14 protein-coding genes are annotated in these 17,568 nt (G+C 59.3%); 9 read left to right on the top strand and 5 right to left on the bottom strand.

Going from position 1 to position 17,568, the window contains the following annotated elements:
- Positions 1–218 precede the first annotated feature (218 nt).
- Positions 219–1,676: an NADP-dependent phosphogluconate dehydrogenase gene (gene gndA / locus HMPREF2698_RS11100; RefSeq protein ID WP_070564646.1), complete on the bottom strand. Its 1,458-nt coding sequence runs from the start codon at positions 1,674–1,676 to the stop codon at positions 219–221.
- 43 nt (positions 1,677–1,719) lie between these two features.
- Here gndA and HMPREF2698_RS11095 point away from each other — a divergent pair, with 43 nt between their 5' ends.
- The gene (locus HMPREF2698_RS11095; RefSeq protein ID WP_070520420.1) at positions 1,720–2,166 is read left to right on the top strand and encodes a PaaI family thioesterase; all 447 of its coding nucleotides are present in this window, start codon (positions 1,720–1,722) and stop codon (positions 2,164–2,166) included.
- A gap of 4 nt (positions 2,167–2,170) precedes the next feature.
- On the opposite strand, the gene corA is transcribed toward HMPREF2698_RS11095, so the two are convergent.
- Entirely contained in the window at positions 2,171–3,244 is a 1,074-nt protein-coding gene (corA, locus tag HMPREF2698_RS11090; RefSeq protein ID WP_070564643.1) for a magnesium/cobalt transporter CorA, read from the bottom strand.
- 83 nt (positions 3,245–3,327) lie between these two features.
- Between corA and HMPREF2698_RS11085 the strand changes: the two genes are divergently transcribed.
- Positions 3,328–3,930, top strand: coding sequence for a class I SAM-dependent methyltransferase (locus HMPREF2698_RS11085; RefSeq protein ID WP_070520425.1), 603 nt, complete (start codon positions 3,328–3,330; stop codon positions 3,928–3,930).
- On the opposite strand, the gene thiD is transcribed toward HMPREF2698_RS11085, so the two are convergent.
- On the bottom strand, positions 3,927–4,763 hold the full coding sequence (gene thiD / locus HMPREF2698_RS11080; protein ID WP_070564640.1) for a bifunctional hydroxymethylpyrimidine kinase/phosphomethylpyrimidine kinase: 837 nt from the start codon (positions 4,761–4,763) through the stop codon (positions 3,927–3,929). The genes HMPREF2698_RS11085 and thiD overlap by 4 nt on opposite strands.
- A 99-nt stretch (positions 4,764–4,862) precedes the next feature.
- On the bottom strand, positions 4,863–6,206 hold the full coding sequence (locus HMPREF2698_RS11075) for an NAD(P)/FAD-dependent oxidoreductase (protein WP_070564637.1): 1,344 nt from the start codon (positions 6,204–6,206) through the stop codon (positions 4,863–4,865).
- A gap of 186 nt (positions 6,207–6,392) precedes the next feature.
- Between HMPREF2698_RS11075 and HMPREF2698_RS11070 the strand changes: the two genes are divergently transcribed.
- The 6 genes from HMPREF2698_RS11070 to HMPREF2698_RS11045 all read left to right on the top strand — a co-directional run bounded on the left by HMPREF2698_RS11070 (position 6,393) and on the right by HMPREF2698_RS11045 (position 13,191).
- Complete coding sequence (locus HMPREF2698_RS11070; protein WP_070564634.1) at positions 6,393–7,685, top strand: class I SAM-dependent methyltransferase; 1,293 nt, start codon at positions 6,393–6,395, stop codon at positions 7,683–7,685.
- Between the two features lie 60 nt (positions 7,686–7,745).
- Positions 7,746–8,465: a glycerophosphodiester phosphodiesterase gene (locus HMPREF2698_RS11065; RefSeq protein WP_070564633.1), complete on the top strand. Its 720-nt coding sequence runs from the start codon at positions 7,746–7,748 to the stop codon at positions 8,463–8,465.
- A gap of 238 nt (positions 8,466–8,703) precedes the next feature.
- Positions 8,704–9,678 (top strand): carbohydrate ABC transporter permease, encoded by a 975-nt coding sequence (locus tag HMPREF2698_RS11060; protein WP_070532765.1) that lies wholly within the window; start codon positions 8,704–8,706, stop codon positions 9,676–9,678.
- Positions 9,679–10,650, top strand: a complete 972-nt coding sequence (locus HMPREF2698_RS11055) for a carbohydrate ABC transporter permease (protein WP_070564630.1) — start codon at positions 9,679–9,681, stop codon at positions 10,648–10,650. It abuts the gene before it with no gap.
- A gap of 73 nt (positions 10,651–10,723) precedes the next feature.
- Positions 10,724–12,034 carry an ABC transporter substrate-binding protein gene (locus HMPREF2698_RS11050; protein WP_070564627.1) on the top strand — a complete coding sequence of 437 codons (1,311 nt, stop codon included), beginning with the start codon at positions 10,724–10,726 and terminating at the stop codon, positions 12,032–12,034.
- Between the two features lie 26 nt (positions 12,035–12,060).
- A complete protein-coding gene (locus tag HMPREF2698_RS11045; protein ID WP_070564625.1) occupies positions 12,061–13,191 on the top strand; it encodes an ABC transporter ATP-binding protein in 1,131 nt (376 codons plus the stop codon).
- Positions 13,192–13,259: 68 nt separating this feature from the next.
- Here HMPREF2698_RS11045 and HMPREF2698_RS11040 read toward each other — a convergent pair whose 3' ends face one another.
- Positions 13,260–16,181 carry an FAD-binding and (Fe-S)-binding domain-containing protein gene (locus HMPREF2698_RS11040; RefSeq protein WP_070564623.1) on the bottom strand — a complete coding sequence of 974 codons (2,922 nt, stop codon included), beginning with the start codon at positions 16,179–16,181 and terminating at the stop codon, positions 13,260–13,262.
- A 109-nt stretch (positions 16,182–16,290) separates the two neighbouring features.
- Here HMPREF2698_RS11040 and HMPREF2698_RS11035 point away from each other — a divergent pair, with 109 nt between their 5' ends.
- Entirely contained in the window at positions 16,291–17,268 is a 978-nt protein-coding gene (locus HMPREF2698_RS11035) for a bile acid:sodium symporter family protein (protein ID WP_070564620.1), read from the top strand.
- Positions 17,269–17,568 lie beyond the last annotated feature (300 nt).

The following is a 17,568-nucleotide window of genomic DNA, read 5'->3' as shown; positions in this document are numbered from 1 at the left end:
CGGAAGCAGAAGCGCCGAGCGCGCGGAGCTCATCAGGTGAGCCAGGAATGTTTTCCACCAACGCAATCCCCGAATTGCGAAGGCGGATGTAGGTTTCGATATCCCCCATGGGCACAGAGACTAAAACAGGTCTCTACACCCCGCAACCGGAAGAAGAAAAATTCTGGTCGCGGGTAGCGGAGGGATAAGAAAAGCCTCTCAGGTGAGGGGCTTAGCAGCTACATTTCGGTAAGCGAGCGGTCACCTGACCATTCGATATGGAACGTGCCCTCGCGGTCCACACGTTTGAAGGTGTGGGCGCCGAAGAAATCGCGCTGGCCCTGAATCAGAGCAGCTGGGAGGCGCTCGGCGCGCAAGCTGTCGTAGTAGGACAGGGAAGAGGCAAACACCGGAACCGGCAGGCCCAGCTGCGTTGCAGCAACCACGACGCGACGCCAGGGGTCGATGAGGTTCTCCAGCTCGCCCTTGAAGTACGGGTCCAGAATCAAGGCAGGCAGGTCGGCATTGTTGTCGTAGGCCTCACGGATGCGGTCGAGGAACTTCGCGCGAATGATGCATCCACCGCGCCAGATGGTGGCCAAATCGCGTGGGTCCACGTTCCAGCCGAACTCCTCGGAGCCAGCCTTGATCTCATCGAAGCCCTGGGAGTAGGCAATGAGCTTCGCGGCATACAGTGCACGGCGAACGTCTTCGACGAACTCAGCCTTGTCCACATTGAGCTCGGCAATGGTTCCGGAAGGCAGCTGGCCTTCCTGGGCAGCTGCACGTTGAGCAGTGGCAGAAGAGAGCGCACGCGCGAAAACGGATTCCGCAATGCCGGTGATCGGCACGCCCAGCTCGAGACCATTAATGGCGGTCCAGCGGCCGGTGCCCTTCTGACCGGCGGCGTCCACGATGACGTCGACAAGCGGGGCACCTGTCTCCGGATCTTTCTGTGCTAGTACTTCGGCGGTGATCTCAATGAGGTAGGAGTCTAGGTCTCCGGCGTTCCATTCGCGGAAGACTTCGGCGATTTCAGCCGGTTCCATGCCCGCACCATAACGAAGCAACTGGTAAGCCTCACCGATAACCTGCATGTCGGCGTATTCGATGCCGTTATGCACCATCTTGACGAAGTGGCCAGCGCCATCGGGTCCGATGTGGGTCACGCACGGAGTACCGTCGACATTAGCGGCGATGGACTCGAGGATTGGTCCCAAGGTCTCCCAAGACTCAGCTGGGCCACCAGGCATGATGGACGGGCCATTGAGCGCGCCTTCCTCACCACCGGAAATGCCTGCGCCGACGAAGTGACGGCCCTTAGCGGCCACCTCCTTCTCGCGGCGAATGGTGTCCGTGAACAGTGCATTGCCGCCATCGATGATGATGTCACCCTCATCCATGGCTTCGGTGAGTTGCTCGATGACGGCGTCAGTAGCCGCGCCAGCCTTAACCATGATGATCGCCTTACGCGGGCGCTCGAGGGAGGCAACGAAGTCCTCGACGTTCTCGGAGGCAATGAACGCTCCTTCATCGCCGTGCTCGCTGATGAGCGCGCGAGTCTTTTCCGGGCTGCGGTTGTACACCGCGACCGTGTTGCCGTTGCGAGCAAAGTTTCGCGCAAGGTTGGAGCCCATCACAGCAAGCCCCACAACGCCAATCTGAGCGAGATCTGTCTTTTCAGCACTTTGAGTCATGTTCACCATCCTACGTCACCGAATTCCACTAACCTGTTGTGGCATGAACCACTCTGAAATCTTTGAAAAGCTCTTGGCCGTTTCCCAGTCGCGTCCGCTCAACGCGGAAGAACTCGAGTTGATCAACTCCAACCCGCAGGGGCTCGCAGGGCTTATTGGCCTGCGCTACACGCACATTTCTGCAGACGAGGTTCGATCTGAGGTGGAAGTCGTCCCAGATCACCACCAGCCTTGGGGCGTTGCAAATGGGGGTCTGTACTGCACAATTACGGAATCGACTGCATCCGTCGGCAGCCTAATCCTCGCAGGCAAGCCCGTTGTCGGTGTCAACAACAACACGGATTTCCTCAAGCCGGTGGCTTCGGGCACGGTGACCGCCGTTGCTACACCGCTGTACAAGGGGCGCCGCACGCAGCTGTGGGAGGTTAAGATCAGCCAGGGGGATGTGCTCCTCGCCGCGTCCACGCTGCGCACGATGGTGGTGCAGTAGCCTCTTACAACCAGTTGTTGCGGCGGAACCACCACCACATTCCGGCCACAACTAACACCATGAGGCCGATTGCGCCGTAATAGCCCCAAGGAAAATGCAGCTCCGGCATGACATCGAAGTTCATACCGTAGATACCCGCGACAAGCGTTGGTGCGGCCCACATGCCAACCACCGCGGAAATCGTGCGCATGTCGGAGTTTTGCTGCATGCTGATCTTGGCCACGGAGGCGTCGATAAGCGAGGTCAAGCGCTCATCGAACCCCGACACGTGGTCCTGGACCACCAGCTGGTGATCGTTGACGTCCCGGATATAGGAGCGAATCGTCTTCGGAATGAGATCCTTGTGGTCAGAGACCATCGAGCGCAAAGCAGGCGAAAGTGGCACGATGGCGTGCTTCATCTCCAGAATCTCGCGCTTGAACATATAGATGCGATCGATGTTCGGCAGCGAATTCGGAGTGAAGATTTCTTCCTCGAGCTCGTCGACCTCGATGGCGATGAGGCGGCAGATCTCCGAATAGCGGTCCACCATCATGTCTAAGATCTTCCACGCTAGGGACACGGGGCCCTGTTCGACGAGGTCCTGCTCATCCTCGATCACGTAGGCCAAGTTGGGTAGCTTCGCCGAGTGACGCACCGTGATGATGAATGTGTCACCGATGATCATCTGCATCTCACCAGTGGAAATAATCTGGCGCTTATCGGCTACCTCGTCGTGATCCCGGTAGTTCACCGACCGCGCCACCACGAACAGCTGGTCATCGTAGCGTTCCAGCTTCGGGCGCTGGTGTGCTTGGACGACGTCCTCGACGATGAGCTCGTGGATACGAAACTCAGCCGCTACCTTCGTCATCTGTGATTCGAGCGGCTCGTAGAGGCCTACCCACACGAAGCCGCGTCCGTACTCTTCCACGGTTTGCAGCGCGCTGTGCGGCGAAAACTCACCGGGAAGAGCCTCGCCATCGACGAACACGCGGCAGTGCTCAATGGCACGCTCGACGGGCACGGAAAAACTCGGTGCACTGTCGTCGGAAGTGTTTTTCTTGCGTGGCTTGAATGGTGACGGTACAGATGGCATCGTGTCTCAGCCTCCTTCGTTTCGTATAGAGGTTTTGTAATGGCGGCTAAAGCTTACACCTGTAAGGGCATATAATCGTTGTCATGCCTACCTGGAAAGAAGTTACTGCAGCGAATCCCGCCCATTCCCATAACTTTGCGCGGAAGTGGAAGACACTTCGGGCCCAGGGCAAGGACATCGATGGGGAAGCCCGGCTTATCGACGCCATGAGTGAACGCCACTCCCGCGTCCTCGACGCCGGCTGCGGTTCCGGGCGCCTCGGCGGTGAGTTAGCAAAGCGCGGCCACACGGTGTTGGGCGTGGACGTCGATCCCATCCTGATCGAGCATGCGGTCAATGATTATCCGGAGGCCCGTTGGGAAGTGGGGGACCTTTCGGAAGAGGAAATCCCGGAGGGCAACTTTGACATCGCTGTGGCTGCGGGCAACGTGATGACCTTCATTGCCATCGAAGGACGTGAGGCCGCACTGCGCAACGTCTTTAACGCTTTGCGCCCGGGTGGTCGGTTCGTCGTTGGTTTTGGCGAAGGTCGTGGTTGGGGCTTCGATGAATTCCTCGACCTCGCCCGCGCGGTGGGCTACCGAGTCGACTTCATCTTCGCGTCCTGGGACATGAAGGTCTTTAAGGAGAACTCCACCTTCATGGTGGCCGTGCTTACCCGCCCCGGCGCAGACCTATTGGGTTAGCGCTGCGCTCCTGCGGCGAGGCGCCGCAGTCGGTGTCCATGGTCAACGGGGCCGTGCCCGCGACCGACGTGAAGCGCATCAGCATTTTCTATCGCTTCGTGGAGCCATTCGGTGGCCCATACCAATGCCTCGTCGAGTGCTTCCCCCGCCCCTAAACGCGCTGCGAGCGCGGAGGAGAGCGAGCAGCCGGTGCCGTGGGTGTTCTTCGTGTTAATCCGCGGGCAGGGCACGCGGGTTACCGCGCCGGACGGGCTTACCGTTGCATTATCGGCTCGGGCGCCGTCGAGGTGTCCGCCCTTGACCACGACCCAGGTCCCGTTGTCGTGAGCCCACTGAGTAGCGATATCGATTGCTTCCTCGAGGGTACGCGGCTGTGCGACGTCCGCGAGGACAGCGAGCTCCGGCAAGTTCGGCGTGACCACGGTGGAGCGGCGGGCGAGTTCGCGCACAGCACGCTCTGCATCCGGCTCGAGTAGGCGGTCGCCGCTGGAGGCGACCATGACCGGATCGCAGACTATGGGAACCCCCTCGGGCAGAGTAGAGACGAATTCGCTCACCGTTTCGGTGATGGACACCGAGCCCAGCATGCCGATCTTGAGGGCGTCGATAGTCACGTCCTCCTTCACACTTGCCAGTTGTTCGCGCAGGAATTCCACCGGAGGGGTGTGGATGGCGCGCACCCCTTGCGTGTTTTGCGCGACGAGGGCCGTCACCACTGCCATGCCATAGGCGCCGGCCGCCTCAAAGGACTTAAGGTCAGCGTGAATTCCCGCCCCTCCCGTGGGATCGGTGCCAGCAATGCTGAGGACGCGAGGAAGGGCAGGACGGTTCACGGTTTTCTCCTTTACGCTAGGGACTTCTTCCGTTCTACCGTATGTGGTCAAAGAAAAAGGAGAGAGGGTGATTCCTCTCGCCCTTAAAGAGCGTAGAACCTAGTGAAGGTCGCGGTCAATGACGTTGCGAGCGACGCGCTGCTGCTGGGTGATTTCCAGGTTGCCGCGGTCGCGCGAGAAGGCGTTGAGGATCCAGTGCAGCGCCACGAGGGTACGGCTGCGGAAGCCAACGATGTAGAAGATGTGCAGGCCGAGCCAGGAGATCCACGCCGGGAAGCCTGCGAACTCGGTCTTGCCCAGCTTGACGACGGCGTTGAAGCGGGAAATGACGGCCATTGAGCCCTTGTCAAAGTACTCGAACGGCTCGGCTTCGTTCGCGGTGGACTCTTCATCGATCTTGGCTTCGATGAGCTTGCCCACGTGGTTGCCGCCCTGGATGGCCACCTGGGCCACGCCCGGAAGGCGGTTGAGGGAAATCATGTCGCCGACGATGTAGACGTTCTTGTACTCGCCAACCGTGAGGTCCTCGTTGACGGAGACGCGGCCGGCACGGTCGGATTCCACGCCAGCCTGGTCAGCGATGACCTTGCCCAACGGGGAAGCGGCGACACCTGCGGACCAGATCTTGGTCGCGGCCTCGATGGTGACCTCTTCCTCGGTCTTCATGTTTTTGTAGGTGACGGCGTCAGCGGTGACGTCGGTAACCATGGCGTTGAGGCGCACGTCAACGCCCAGCTTCTCCAGCGTGCGCTGAGCCTTGCGGCCGAGGCGCTTGCCGAACGGCGGAAGGACCTGCGGAGCGCCGTCCAAGAGGTAAATCTTGGCGGAGGAGGAACCGAAGTTGGAGTATTCGCCAGCAAAGGTGCGCTGTGCCAGCTCGGCAATCTGGCCGGTCAGCTCAACGCCGGTCGGGCCAGCGCCCACGATGACGAAGGTCAGCAGCTTCTCGCGCTTTGTAGGATCCTCTTCCAGCTCCGCCTTCTCAAAAGCGGAGATAATGCGGGAGCGGATCTCTAGGGCATCATCCAGCGTCTTCATGCCCGGGGCATACTCGGCGAAGTGGTCGTTGCCGAAGTAAGACTGGCCAGCGCCGGCTGCCACAATGAGGGAGTCGTAGCCGTAGGTACGAACAGCGCCATCGAGTTCCGCGGTGACAGTCTGATCCTTGATATTGACGTCGGTGACCTCACCGTTGACAAAGTTAACGTTGTCCTGGTGACGCAAGATCTGACGGGTAGACGGGGCGATCTCGCCGGCGGAAATGACGCCGGTGGCTACCTGGTAGAGCATCGGCTGGAAGAGGTGGTGGTTCTTCTTGTCGATGAGGGTGATCTCAACATCCGCGTCCTTGAGCTTCTTGACGGCGTTGATACCGCCGAAGCCGGCACCGATAACAACGACGTGGTGGCGGCCGTTACTAGGACGGTGGGGAGTTTGCGCCATGGTGTTTGATTACCTTCCTTAAGAAAGCCAGATTATTTTACCCGAGTCAGTCTAAACCTTTCTAGCGGTACATGCATACTTTATGGGTTATTAACTGGCTTTTTGGGCCGCGCCTCCACCCGTGCGGGCCCCGTTGGCTTTAGTCTGGGAGGACACATGCGTGCGATGAGGAAGGCTGACTTGAGCGTGTATCCCCACTTGGCTTCGATCGATGCTGCGGTGTGGCCCGGTGTGGCTACTGTCCCTTCACCGCGCCTACTGCGTATGAAAGCTGGCCGGGCTGAGGCGGAGTTCGCGCAGGCCTGTTCCAAGGCTGGGGTAGAGCTGGAAGGCGAAGACCCAGATGTCACCGTGCTTCACGACGCCCTTTTCTCCCGCACCGCCGATTCGGGCTGGCTGGGCCTGGCCGAGTCTTATATGGCAGGCGAGTGGACAACTCCCGATTCTGAGCGCCTTGTCAAAGTCCTCACGCGGCTGGTGGAGGTGGGTTATCGGCCGAAGGCCAAGGAGCTTGCCGTGGAGACATCGAGCCCTGGTGAACTACCACTTGACGTTGTGAAACTGTACGCAGGTGACTCGCTGAGCCATTCGGGCGGCATTTTTGCAAGTGGCGTACCCACTACGGTGCGCGAGGCGGTGCGTAGCTATAGCGCGCGTGCGGGCAGAAAAGAACCCAAAGAACACTTCGTCGATGTAACCACGGTGACCGAGCCGGCATCAACGGACCGTGAAGACTTGGGCGACGCACAGCGTCGCGCTGCGCAGTGGCTTCTCGACGCCACCCGCACCGGCGCCGGAACCCACCTCTTAGTCTACCCAGCCACTGGGCTGCAAGTAGCGGTTCAGGCGGTGTCCCGGCGCGCCACGGTGGACGTGCTTACGGGCGACACGGAGCAGAAGGCGCTTTTCGACGAGCAACTGCTTCTCGAAGGCGCCGCTGATTCGGTTCACGTGCAGGGCATAGAGACGGCCTTGCCCAACCCAAAGAAGTGGCGCGGGCGGTATGACGCGATAGTGAGCGTCGAAAAGTTGGAGACGCTTTCGCCGCCGGAACGCCGCCGATATGTCGAGATGCTGGACCGCTCGCTGGTCAGTGGCGGGCGTCTGGTTTTAGCTTCGCTTTTTGCCACGGATACGATGACTCCGGCGGCTCGTTCGGCGATTCAGGTTCTGCGTGCCTATATCTGGCCTGGCTTGGAATACCCGTCGTTGGAAGAAACCCATAGGCTCTTCGATAAGCGCTCCAACCTGCGAATCATCGCGCAAACCCACACCGGAAGCCACTACCTCGAAACGCTTCGCTACCAGCGCAGCTTTTTCGATGGCCGCCACCGCGAAGCCGGGGCAGCCGGGTTCGATCAGGTCTTTCGACGCCTGTGGACCTTCCAATTTGCCCTGCGCGAGGCGTTGCTCAGCCTGGGCATGCTGGATGCCGTGCACGTGGTGGCGACCCACCGCCACCGCGGCGGCCGGCGTTAGCGGTCTACACTGGGGTGGCGCCAACGTCACAATCCACTTTGCCGACCGGAGGATAAGAGTATGTCAGAGCGCCCAGGAATTATCGCGCACCGAGGTTATAACGGTTGGTACCCCGAAAACACATTTCGGTCCTTCGATGAAGCCCTCAAGCTCGACGTGGCTGGTGTGGAGTGCGACGTCAACCTAACCAAAGACGGAGAAGTCGTAGTTATCCACGATCAGACGGTGGACAGGACGTCGGATGGCGCCGGCGCTGTTGGCGACATGACCCTAGAGGAGCTGCGCACACTCAATTTCGGTACCCACGGGGATCCGCAACGCATCATGCTTCTCGACGAACTCGTGGAGCTCGTCATGTCATACCCTGGAAAGCAGCTGCTCATAGAGACGAAGCATCCGTCTCCTTTTGGTGCACGCCTTGAGGAATCGGTAGCGGAAGTCCTGCGCGGCCGACAGCTCGATGCCGACCCACGGTTCAGCCTGATCTCCTTCAACCCCGAAGCAATTGCTCGGTTTCGACACTTATTACCGTCCTTGCGGTCATTCCTTCTCCTTGGACCTGATGAGGGAGTCCCGGAAATGCTCGAGGGTGCGACAGGATTTGGGCCTTCCATTTACCAAGCGCGGAGGGACGCCGGCTTCTTTGCCGATGTTGATGCCCCGTCCTACGTGTGGACGGTGAACCTACCGAAGGACATGGAGTGGTGCTGCGAAAACGGAGTATCGCTCATGGCAACCGACCTGCCAGAGCTGGCAATCGACGTGCTTTCGCGCAGTTAGCCAGCGTTAGGCTACATCCTCATCTGATCCGTCATGGACCGAAATGGTCTATCTAAAGAGACGGCGGAGTTTTCTCATTAACGCGACGTGATGTGAGGTCTTCCATCGTGATGCTTGTGATGTTCCCCACGCGCAGCATGGGTTTTCGAGTGCTCGGCTCCGGAAATTTTCCTGCTGTTTATCAAGTCAATACTTTCAATAAACTTTTTGTTTACTGCCTTGGTCTAGTTTCTTCTGCATGGCAATTTCCACCCCGGCAAGCGGGCTAACGGCTGCGATCCCTGCAGTCACTGAGAAGCCGGTCGTCTCCGAGGACTTCGCGCGTCATCCACGCAAACGGAAGCTCGATTGGAAACAGATCGGTCTTGCGGCATTGCTCGTTGGCCCGAACCTTCTCCTTCTCGTTCTTTTCACTTATCGGCCGTTGGTCGATAACATTCGCATCTCTTTCTTTAACTGGAATATTTCATCGCCGACGATGACCTTTGTCGGTCTTCAGAACTACATCGACTGGTTCCAAGCACCGGATACCGGACGCGTGGTGTTCAACACTGTCGTTTTTACTTTCTTCGCGGTGGCCGGTTCGATGGTTTTGGGACTGGCTCTGGCATTGCTGCTGGACCAAAAGCTTTTTGGTCGCGCTGCGGTGCGTTCGATGGTCTTCGCTCCCTACGTCATCGCAGGTGCGGCGATTGGCGTGGCCTTCCAGTTTGTCTTTGATCCCAACTACGGCCTCATCCAATACTTCTTGGGGATCATCGGGGTCGATGTGCCGAACTTTTACCAACAACAGAATTGGGCTCTGTTCATGATTACGGTGACCTATATTTGGAAAAACGTAGGCTACGTCTTCGTTATCTATCTGGCTGCCTTGCAAGGACGGCGCCGTGATCTTGACGAAGCATCGGAGATTGACGGTACCCCGGCCGCGCGACACTTCTTCCGTGTGGTCCTGCCGCAGCTACGCGGCACCACCTTCTTCTTGTTAATTACCGTGCTGCTCAATTCCTTCCAGGTCTTCGACATCATCAATGCGATGACCGGTGGTGGACCGTTCGGCTATGGAACTTCCACGATGGTCTTCCAGGTGTACCAGGAAACCTTCATCAACAACCGTGCCGGCTATGGCGCAGCAGTAGCTACCATCATGTTCCTCGTAGTGCTTGTCATTACGGTGCTGCAGATTAAGTTGCAGGAAAGGATGGATAAGTAAATGTCCGAAAGCCACGCAATTCCGGCTTCCGTCCAAGTGGGGCTACCGCAAGCAAAGGGCGAGCTGCCACCGGTTCCTGGCTCACAGTCCCTCGCAGCTCCAGTCATCACCGAGGCCCAGCGCAAGCGCAAAGGCGAGCCAGTTGATCACAGTCATCCAGCAACGAAGGTTATAGGCTATATCGCCTTGGTACTGACGGTACTCATGATTATGGTGCCCTTGTACTTCATCTTCATCACCAGCTTCAAGTCTTTCCAGGACGTGTACTCGGACCCGATTTCTTTCTGGCCTAATCCGCTCGAGGCGGAAAACTACTCCTACGTCTGGCAGACCTCTGGCTTCTCGAGCTACCTGAAAAACTCCGTCATCATCACTCTGATCCTGACGGTGGTAGAGGTAGTCCTCGGCGTTCTGACTGCCTATGCCTTCGCATTCATTCGTTTCCCCGGCCGAAACCTACTGTTCCTGCTTATCATCGCCTCGCTGATGGTTCCCAACCAGATCACCATTATTTCGAACTACTCGCTGGTCGCGTCGTGGGGTTGGAGAGATACCTACGCTGGCGTCATCATCCCACTGGCGGGCGTGGCGTTCGGTGCCTTCCTCATGCGCAATCACTTCCAGTCATTGCCCCCGGAAATACTCGAGGCCGCTCGCATGGACGGAGCAGGTTTCTTTACCACCTTGTTCCGAGTGGTCCTGCCGATGTCATGGCCAACGCTGTCCGCGTTCGTCCTCATCACCGTGGTCAATGAATGGAACCAATACCTGTGGCCCTTCCTGATTACGGATACACCGGCTGCAGCCACACTGCCGGTGGGCCTGACCCGCTTGCAGGACGCGGAAGGCGTTACAAACTGGGCACCAGTGATGGCCGGCACCGTGCTGACAACCCTGCCCATGATCATTATCTTCCTCATTCTTCAGAAGCCGATGATCAAGGGCCTGACTGCGGGCGCAGTCAAGGGTTAGTCTGACCGCCTGCTTTCTCTATGCCCAACTCAATCAAGTCCCCAACTCTTCACCTCCAAAGGAGAACCTCCCCATGTCTCGTAAGACCACTACTCGCATCGTCGCTGCCTGCGCGGCACTACTGACCACCGTGTCCTTGACCGCTTGTGCAGGCGGATCGACCACCGCAAGCAACGGCTCGAAAGATGACGGCGATGCCAACACCATCACTTTCTGGTCCAATCACCCGGGATCCTCGCGCGACTTAGAGCAAGAGCTCATTGATGAGTTTGAGAAGGAAAACCCGGATCTCAAGGTTGAGCTGGTCACCGCGGGATCCAACTATGAGGAAGTTGCGCAGCGCTTCAATGCTGCCCTCGCAGGCGGCGATCTGCCTGACGTCCTCGTTGCCTCCGACGTCACCTGGTTCAACTTCGCACTGAATGAGGCCACCACGCCGCTCGATGACCTCTGGGAGATGAACGACATTGACTCGGAGAGCTACGTCGATACCCTGCGTGAAGACTACAAGTACAAGGACAAGCACTACGGCGTGCCGTACTCCCGATCCACGAACCTGATGTACTGGAACACCGATGACCTCAAGGCAGCGGGGCTTCCTACCGACCGTGGTCCGAAGGACTGGGAAGAGTTCGACGAGTGGGCCACCAAGATCAAGGACAAGCTCGACAAGCCCGCCGTAACCGTTCCGGATGGCTCCAACTACCTCGACTGGTACTTCCAGGGCATGATTTGGGCCTTCGGTGGTTCTTACTCTGATGAATGGGAACCGAACTTCACGTCAAAGGAATCCATCGAGGCAGGTAAGTTCCTGCAGGAGCAAGTCAAGGCTGGGCATATCGAAATCTCCACTGACCCGACCGTCGCATTCGGCTCCGGCAAGGCCTCCGGTCTGTTGGAGTCCACCGGTTCCTTGGGTGGCCTGAAGGAGACGGCAACGATTCCGTTCATCACCACCTACCTGCCGGGCCCTGGTCCTTCGGCAGCGACTGGCGGTGCCGGACTGGCCGTGCCGGCTGGCATTTCTGACGAGCGCAAGGCTAACGCGGTTAAGTTCATTGACTTCCTGACTAATACCGAGAACACCATCAAGTTCTCCCAGAAGACGGGCTACATGCCGGTGCGCAAGGACGCCTTGGACGATCCGGAAGAGAAGAAGTTCTTGGAGGAGAACCCGAACGCGCAGACCGCTATCGAGCAGCTCAACGAGAACACCAAGCCGCAGGACTATGCTCGCGTCTTCGTACCAGGCGGCGGCCAGCGTATCGGTGGCGTTCTTGATCGCATCACCGTAGGTAATGAGGACGTGGAGACCGCATTCGGTGACCTGCAGAAGGAGACCCAGAGCGTTATCGACCGCGACATCACCCCGAAGCTCAAGTAACGCTTCGGATACTTTGAAAGGACACCATGGCTACAGTTGAATTCCGTCAAGCTTCCAGGATTTATGATCCGAAGAAGCCTCCGGCGGTTAGCCGCATAAACCTAGATATCAAGGACGGCGAGTTCCTCGTACTCGTCGGGCCTTCGGGCTGCGGCAAATCTACGACATTGCGCATGCTCGCTGGCCTTGAGCCAATCGACGAAGGGCAGATCTTCATCGACGGGGCTGACGTTACTGAAGCCCGCTCGCGGGATCGCGATGTAGCCATGGTGTTCCAATCCTATGCGCTGTACCCCAACATGACAGCGCGCCAGAACATGGCCTTTGCCTTGCAGAACGCCAAGGTGGATAAGGCAACCATCGAAAAGCGCGTGAATAATGCCGCGAAGATGTTGGAACTGGAAGACCTCATTGATCGCAAGCCTTCCGCGATGTCGGGCGGCCAGCGCCAGCGCGTGGCTATGGGACGCGCTATAGTTCGCCAGCCTAAGGTCTTTCTCATGGATGAGCCGTTGTCCAACTTGGATGCGAAGCTGCGCGTATCGACGCGTGCGCAAATCTTGCAGCTGCAGCGCGAGCTTAATACCACCACGGTCTACGTCACCCACGACCAGACTGAGGCCATGACCATGGGGGACCGCGTGTGCGTTCTCAAACAAGGCATCATTCAGCAGGTCGACGCGCCGAACACGTTGTATGAGAATCCGGGTAACTCGTTCGTGGCGACGTTTATCGGTTCGCCGGCTATGACTCTCATCGACAACGTCCCCTTCGTCGACGGTCGCGTTGTCGGCGGCAAGGACCATGCTTTGGACTACTACATGCCGCCGGAGCAGGCCGCGAAGGTGGCATCGGATCGCGTCATCGTCGGCGTGCGCCCAGAGAACTGGGAAATCGTTGGCGTGAACCAACCCGGTGAGCAATATGGTCTACCAGTTCGGGTCGACATTGTGGAGCACCTTGGCTCCGAGTTGTACGTCTACGGCGGCCGGGAGGAATCGGCGGACGACGTCATCGCAGTCCGCGGTGACCGGATCACTGTGAAGGTGCCGCGCGGCATTGCCGTGCACCAGGGAGACACGATCTACCTCCGCCCGATTAAGGGAGGTTGCGTGTTCTTCGCCCCAGACACCGAAATCAATTACGACTATCTCTAAGCTGCTTCCACCACGACTGACGTGCCGGTGGCGGGGCTCCCACGAGGGGTGCCGCCACCGGCATGGTGCTATGGAGTGACGACCGGACGGGAAGCCCTCTCCAACAGCACTGCAATCGAGTCATAGGTCTTGCCCGCAATCATTTCTAGACCCATCTCGCAGGTGCGGTTATCGGAGACGTACGCGTCGAAGTGCTCGGCGTCGAGAGAAGCGCGCTCCTCGCGGGTAGCGGACTCAACAAGCTCCGGGTGAAGCATGACGCGGTCGCCGGCGGAGCCACAGCACTGTGCCCCCTCAGGGATCTTGGCGTCACCGCAGAGGTTGGCCAAGTCAAGGAGGTCCTGGCTAATCCCCATGTGATCTGTCGAGCACGTCGGGTGGACGGCGATGCTGCCCATGCTCTTCACGATTGGCAGGTGTGGTGCAATTTCATCACGCAACCACTCCACGACATCGAGGATCTTTAAGTCCTCCCAGAGCTCACGGTCGGCGGGGGAGAGCGCCTCCGGAACCGAGTCGAGCAGCCCGTGGGTGCAGCTTGCCGCGTCAACCACGATGGGCAGGCGGCCGTGCTCCGACCAGTGCCAAAGATCGCGAACTATCTTTTGAGCCTGATATTCAAAGCCCTCTTTGTAGCCCTTGGATGACCACGGGGTGCCGCAGCAATCGCCCGCGACGTCTTCTGGGATCCACACTGGCTGGCCAGCGCGGCGACCAAGCTCGACAATGGCGCGCGGCAGGTCCACCGAATCCTTAGCGGCCCCTGCTGGGCGGCCGAAGATACGGTTAATGCACGCGGGGAAGTAAAGTGCACCAGCACCCTCGCGCGGAGTTTCCGGCAGACGCGATGCAGCCTTCGGAAGTGGGCCCGGGACGGTCGGCAGCAAGTCGGGGGCCACTACGTTACGCGCCATGTTGGCCCCCAGTTCCAGAGGCTTGTGAGGAACTTTGTTGGCGGAGACGATGCCAGCGCGGGCAAGCTTCTCTACCAGCTCCCAGCGCTGCGCCGTCGTGAGCGCCACTTTCTCGCGGGCAGGGGTTGCCTGCTGAGAACGTAGCTGCTTCATGACCGCTCCGGTATCGATGCTGATCGGGCAGGGGATAGAGCACGTGCCGTCGGCCGCGCACATGTCGACGGCGTCGTACTGATACTCCTTCTGCAGCTGCGCCAGGACTTCTGAGCCTTCTTCCTGCCGAGCCATCTCGCGGCGCAAGACGATGCGCTGGCGTGGGGTCACCGTGGCGTGGCGGGAGGGGCAGACAGGCTCACAGAAGCCACACTCCACGCAGGGATTGATCTCACTTTCGGCCTTGGGGAAGGACTTGAAGTTGCGCAGGTGAATGGTCTGGTCGCGCGTGAGTTTTACGTTCGGTGCGAGGATGCCCTTGGGATCGATCATGTTCTTGACTTCCCAGAAGAGCTCGAAGGCCTCCGTGCCCCACTCGTGCTCCAGGAAGGGCGCCATGTTGACGCCAGTGCCGTGCTCGGCCTTCATCGAGCCCTGGTATTTATCAATGACCAGCTCAGCCAAATCATCCAAGAACGCGGCATAAGACTCACGCTCCTCCTCAACGTCGAAGCGCGGGGTGAAGAAGAAATGCAGGTTGCCAAAGGCAGCGTGCCCCATAACCGATTCCGGGTAGCCATACTTGGCCTGCAAGTCCAACAGGTCCGCTGCAGCTTCGCCGACCTGCGACGGTGGGAAGCAGACATCCTCGGTGATATAGGCCGTGCCATTCGGGCGATCCGCACCCAGCAGCCCGTACAGGCCATTGCGTAGCTCCCAGGCGCCGCGCATTCCTTCTGCGGTGGTGAGGAATTCGAGGGGGCGCAGTAGTGGGGCGTCGGCAAGCACTGCGCGCAGGCGTTCCATGGCCTTGTCCAGGTCTGCCTCGTCGCTGCCGCCGACCTCCACGAGGAGTGCTGCGGCATCGTCATCGAGGTTGCGCCAGGACTCCGGGGCGTGCGCATAGTGCTCGGCGGAGCGGCGCATCACCGGGGCCACTAGGAGCTCGCAGGCCTCCGCGCCGGTCTCCATGATGGGGTGCACGTAGTTGGCGGCATCGCGGAGATTGGGCAGCTCGACCCATGTCGTGGCCTTCACGCGCGGTAGCTTCACCGTGCGGATGACGGATTCGGTGATGGCACCGAAGATGCCCTCGGAGCCAATGAGGAGGCGCTTGAGGATGTGCACGGGCTCGTCCTCGTCGAGGAAAGCATCGATGCGCAGGCCGTTGGTGTTGCGAATGGAGAACTTGGTGCGCAGGAACTCCACCATCTCGGTGTTGGCGCGTAGCTTGTCGCGGAAGGCTAGCAGATCGGCGTGGAGCTTTGGCTCCTGCCTGCGGAAGACCTCATCGCCCCGCGAGGTATCCACGATGGTGCCGGAGGGCAGGACGAAGATGAGCTCTTCAATGCTGTGGTAGCTGTCGCGCTCCAAAGAACAGCGCATGCCGCCGGAGTTATCCGCCAACACGCCGCCGATGGTGCATACGGACGTGGAACCCGGGTCCGGCCCCAGCATGAAGCCATGGCGGGAAAGCACGGCCTGGGCATCGCCCAAAATGACGCCGGGGCGCGACCACAGCTTGCGGCCTTCCTCGCGTACTTCCATGCCGCCGAAGTGGGTTTTGACATCGACGAGGATGTCGTCGCCCATAGCTTGTCCGTTGAGCGAGGTTCCTGCCGCGCGGAAGGTCATGTGACGATCGTGGCTATCGCAATATTTCATCAAGGCAGACAGGTCCGCTGCGTTGCGCGGAGAGACCACGATGTTGGGGATGGAGCGGTAGGGGCCGGCATCGGAGGAGAAGCGCACGAGGTCACTGAGGCGTCCATGCACGTTTTCTGCGCCGACGATGGCTTTCATATCCGCGAGGAGTTCGGCGGGGGAGCCCTTCTTGAAGCGTGCGGGGACGGCGTCGGCCTGGCTTGTGGTGCCGGCTGGACGTGAGAAACGAGAGGAATCGGGGCTTAGTAGCTTGGACATGTTTCTAATCTATCGCTTGATAGTAAATCTCGACCAAACCGGGTACGTGAGGTTCATCATATGGGATACTCAATTCATCTAGTGAGACACCTTCTGGAAAGGAGACACCGTGACGAACCCACACGCAGAAGGGGAGACCGGCGAGAAACTCGCCGTGTATATCTTCCCAATCGTCATCATTGCCTGCGCTTTTGTCGCTTTCATGAGCCCCAACACCTTTGAACCGATAGGGCAGTACACCTCGCAATTGCTCATGGTCATCATGTTCTCGATGGGCCTGACCTTGACCATTCCGGACCTGGCCCTCGTGGCGAAGCGGCCGTTGCCTATCTTCTTGGGTGTTATCTGCCAATTTGCCATCATGCCGACCAGCGCCGTACTCGTGGCAAAACTGCTGGGGCTTTCCGACGCCGCCACCGTCGGCCTCATCCTCCTCGGCTCTGTGCCCGGCGGTACCGCATCCAACGTCATGGCTTACCTAGCCAAGGGTGATGTGGCACTGTCGGTGGCGATGACCTCGGTATCGACTCTCGTCTCACCGATAATGACGCCTTTGCTCATGCTGTGGCTGGCGGGGGAGACCGCTGAGGTCGACGGCGCCGGCATGATGTGGTCGCTGGTTCAGACAGTGCTCATTCCTGTAGGGCTCGGGCTTCTCTTGCGCGTTATTGCCAGCAAGGCAGTGGACAAGGTCCTGCCGGCGTTGCCATGGGTAGCTATTGCCGGCATCGGCGGTGTGGTTATGGCTGTGGTTTCAAAATCACAGGACAAGCTCGTCACTGTTGGCCTGGTCGTCTTCGCAGGTGTGGCCATTCAGAACCTCATCGGCTTCCTTTTTGGCTATTACTCGGCGAAGCTTGCCCGTCAACGCGAGGCGGCGGCGCGTACTACGGCAATCGAGGTGGCAACGCAGAACTCCGGATTGGCTTCGGCCTTGGCGCTGCAGTTCTTTACCCCGGAGGCGGCGCTGCCGGGTGTCGTGGCCGCGGTGTGGGCCAATGTCACCGGAGCGATCTTCGCCGCCATCGTGCGCCGCAAGCCCATTGTCAACGAACCCCAGACCAAGCGGGCGACCGTTGCTGCATAGTTAGCAGGCGTCTCTCTCACAAAGCAGCATCTCATGGGCGGCTAGCAAATACTGTGCTAGCCGCCCTTTCCATTTGTCCAGACCTGAAAGTGCAGGAACGCTGGTCGTCGCCAAGCACTGCCCGGATGCTTGGCGACGGCCACCTGCAGGTATGCACTTTCTAGTCTGCGCTTTTGGAAGCAGAGGCAGAGTGCTCCCACGATTGGATCCCCCAATCGGTGTCTTTCGGGACGGCGCTGCCGGGGCCAAGCCGCCGACGGAACCGAAACCAAAATCTCCCCGACCTTTGGTGCGTAACAC

Origin of the sequence: Corynebacterium sp. HMSC072A02 (assembly GCF_001810085.1) — a bacterium.
In the GTDB taxonomy this organism is placed as follows: Bacteria; Actinomycetota; Actinomycetes; order Mycobacteriales; family Mycobacteriaceae; genus Corynebacterium; species Corynebacterium hesseae.
The sequence above is the reverse complement of the archived record's forward strand: the minus strand, read 5'-3'. Positions and strand labels throughout refer to the sequence as shown.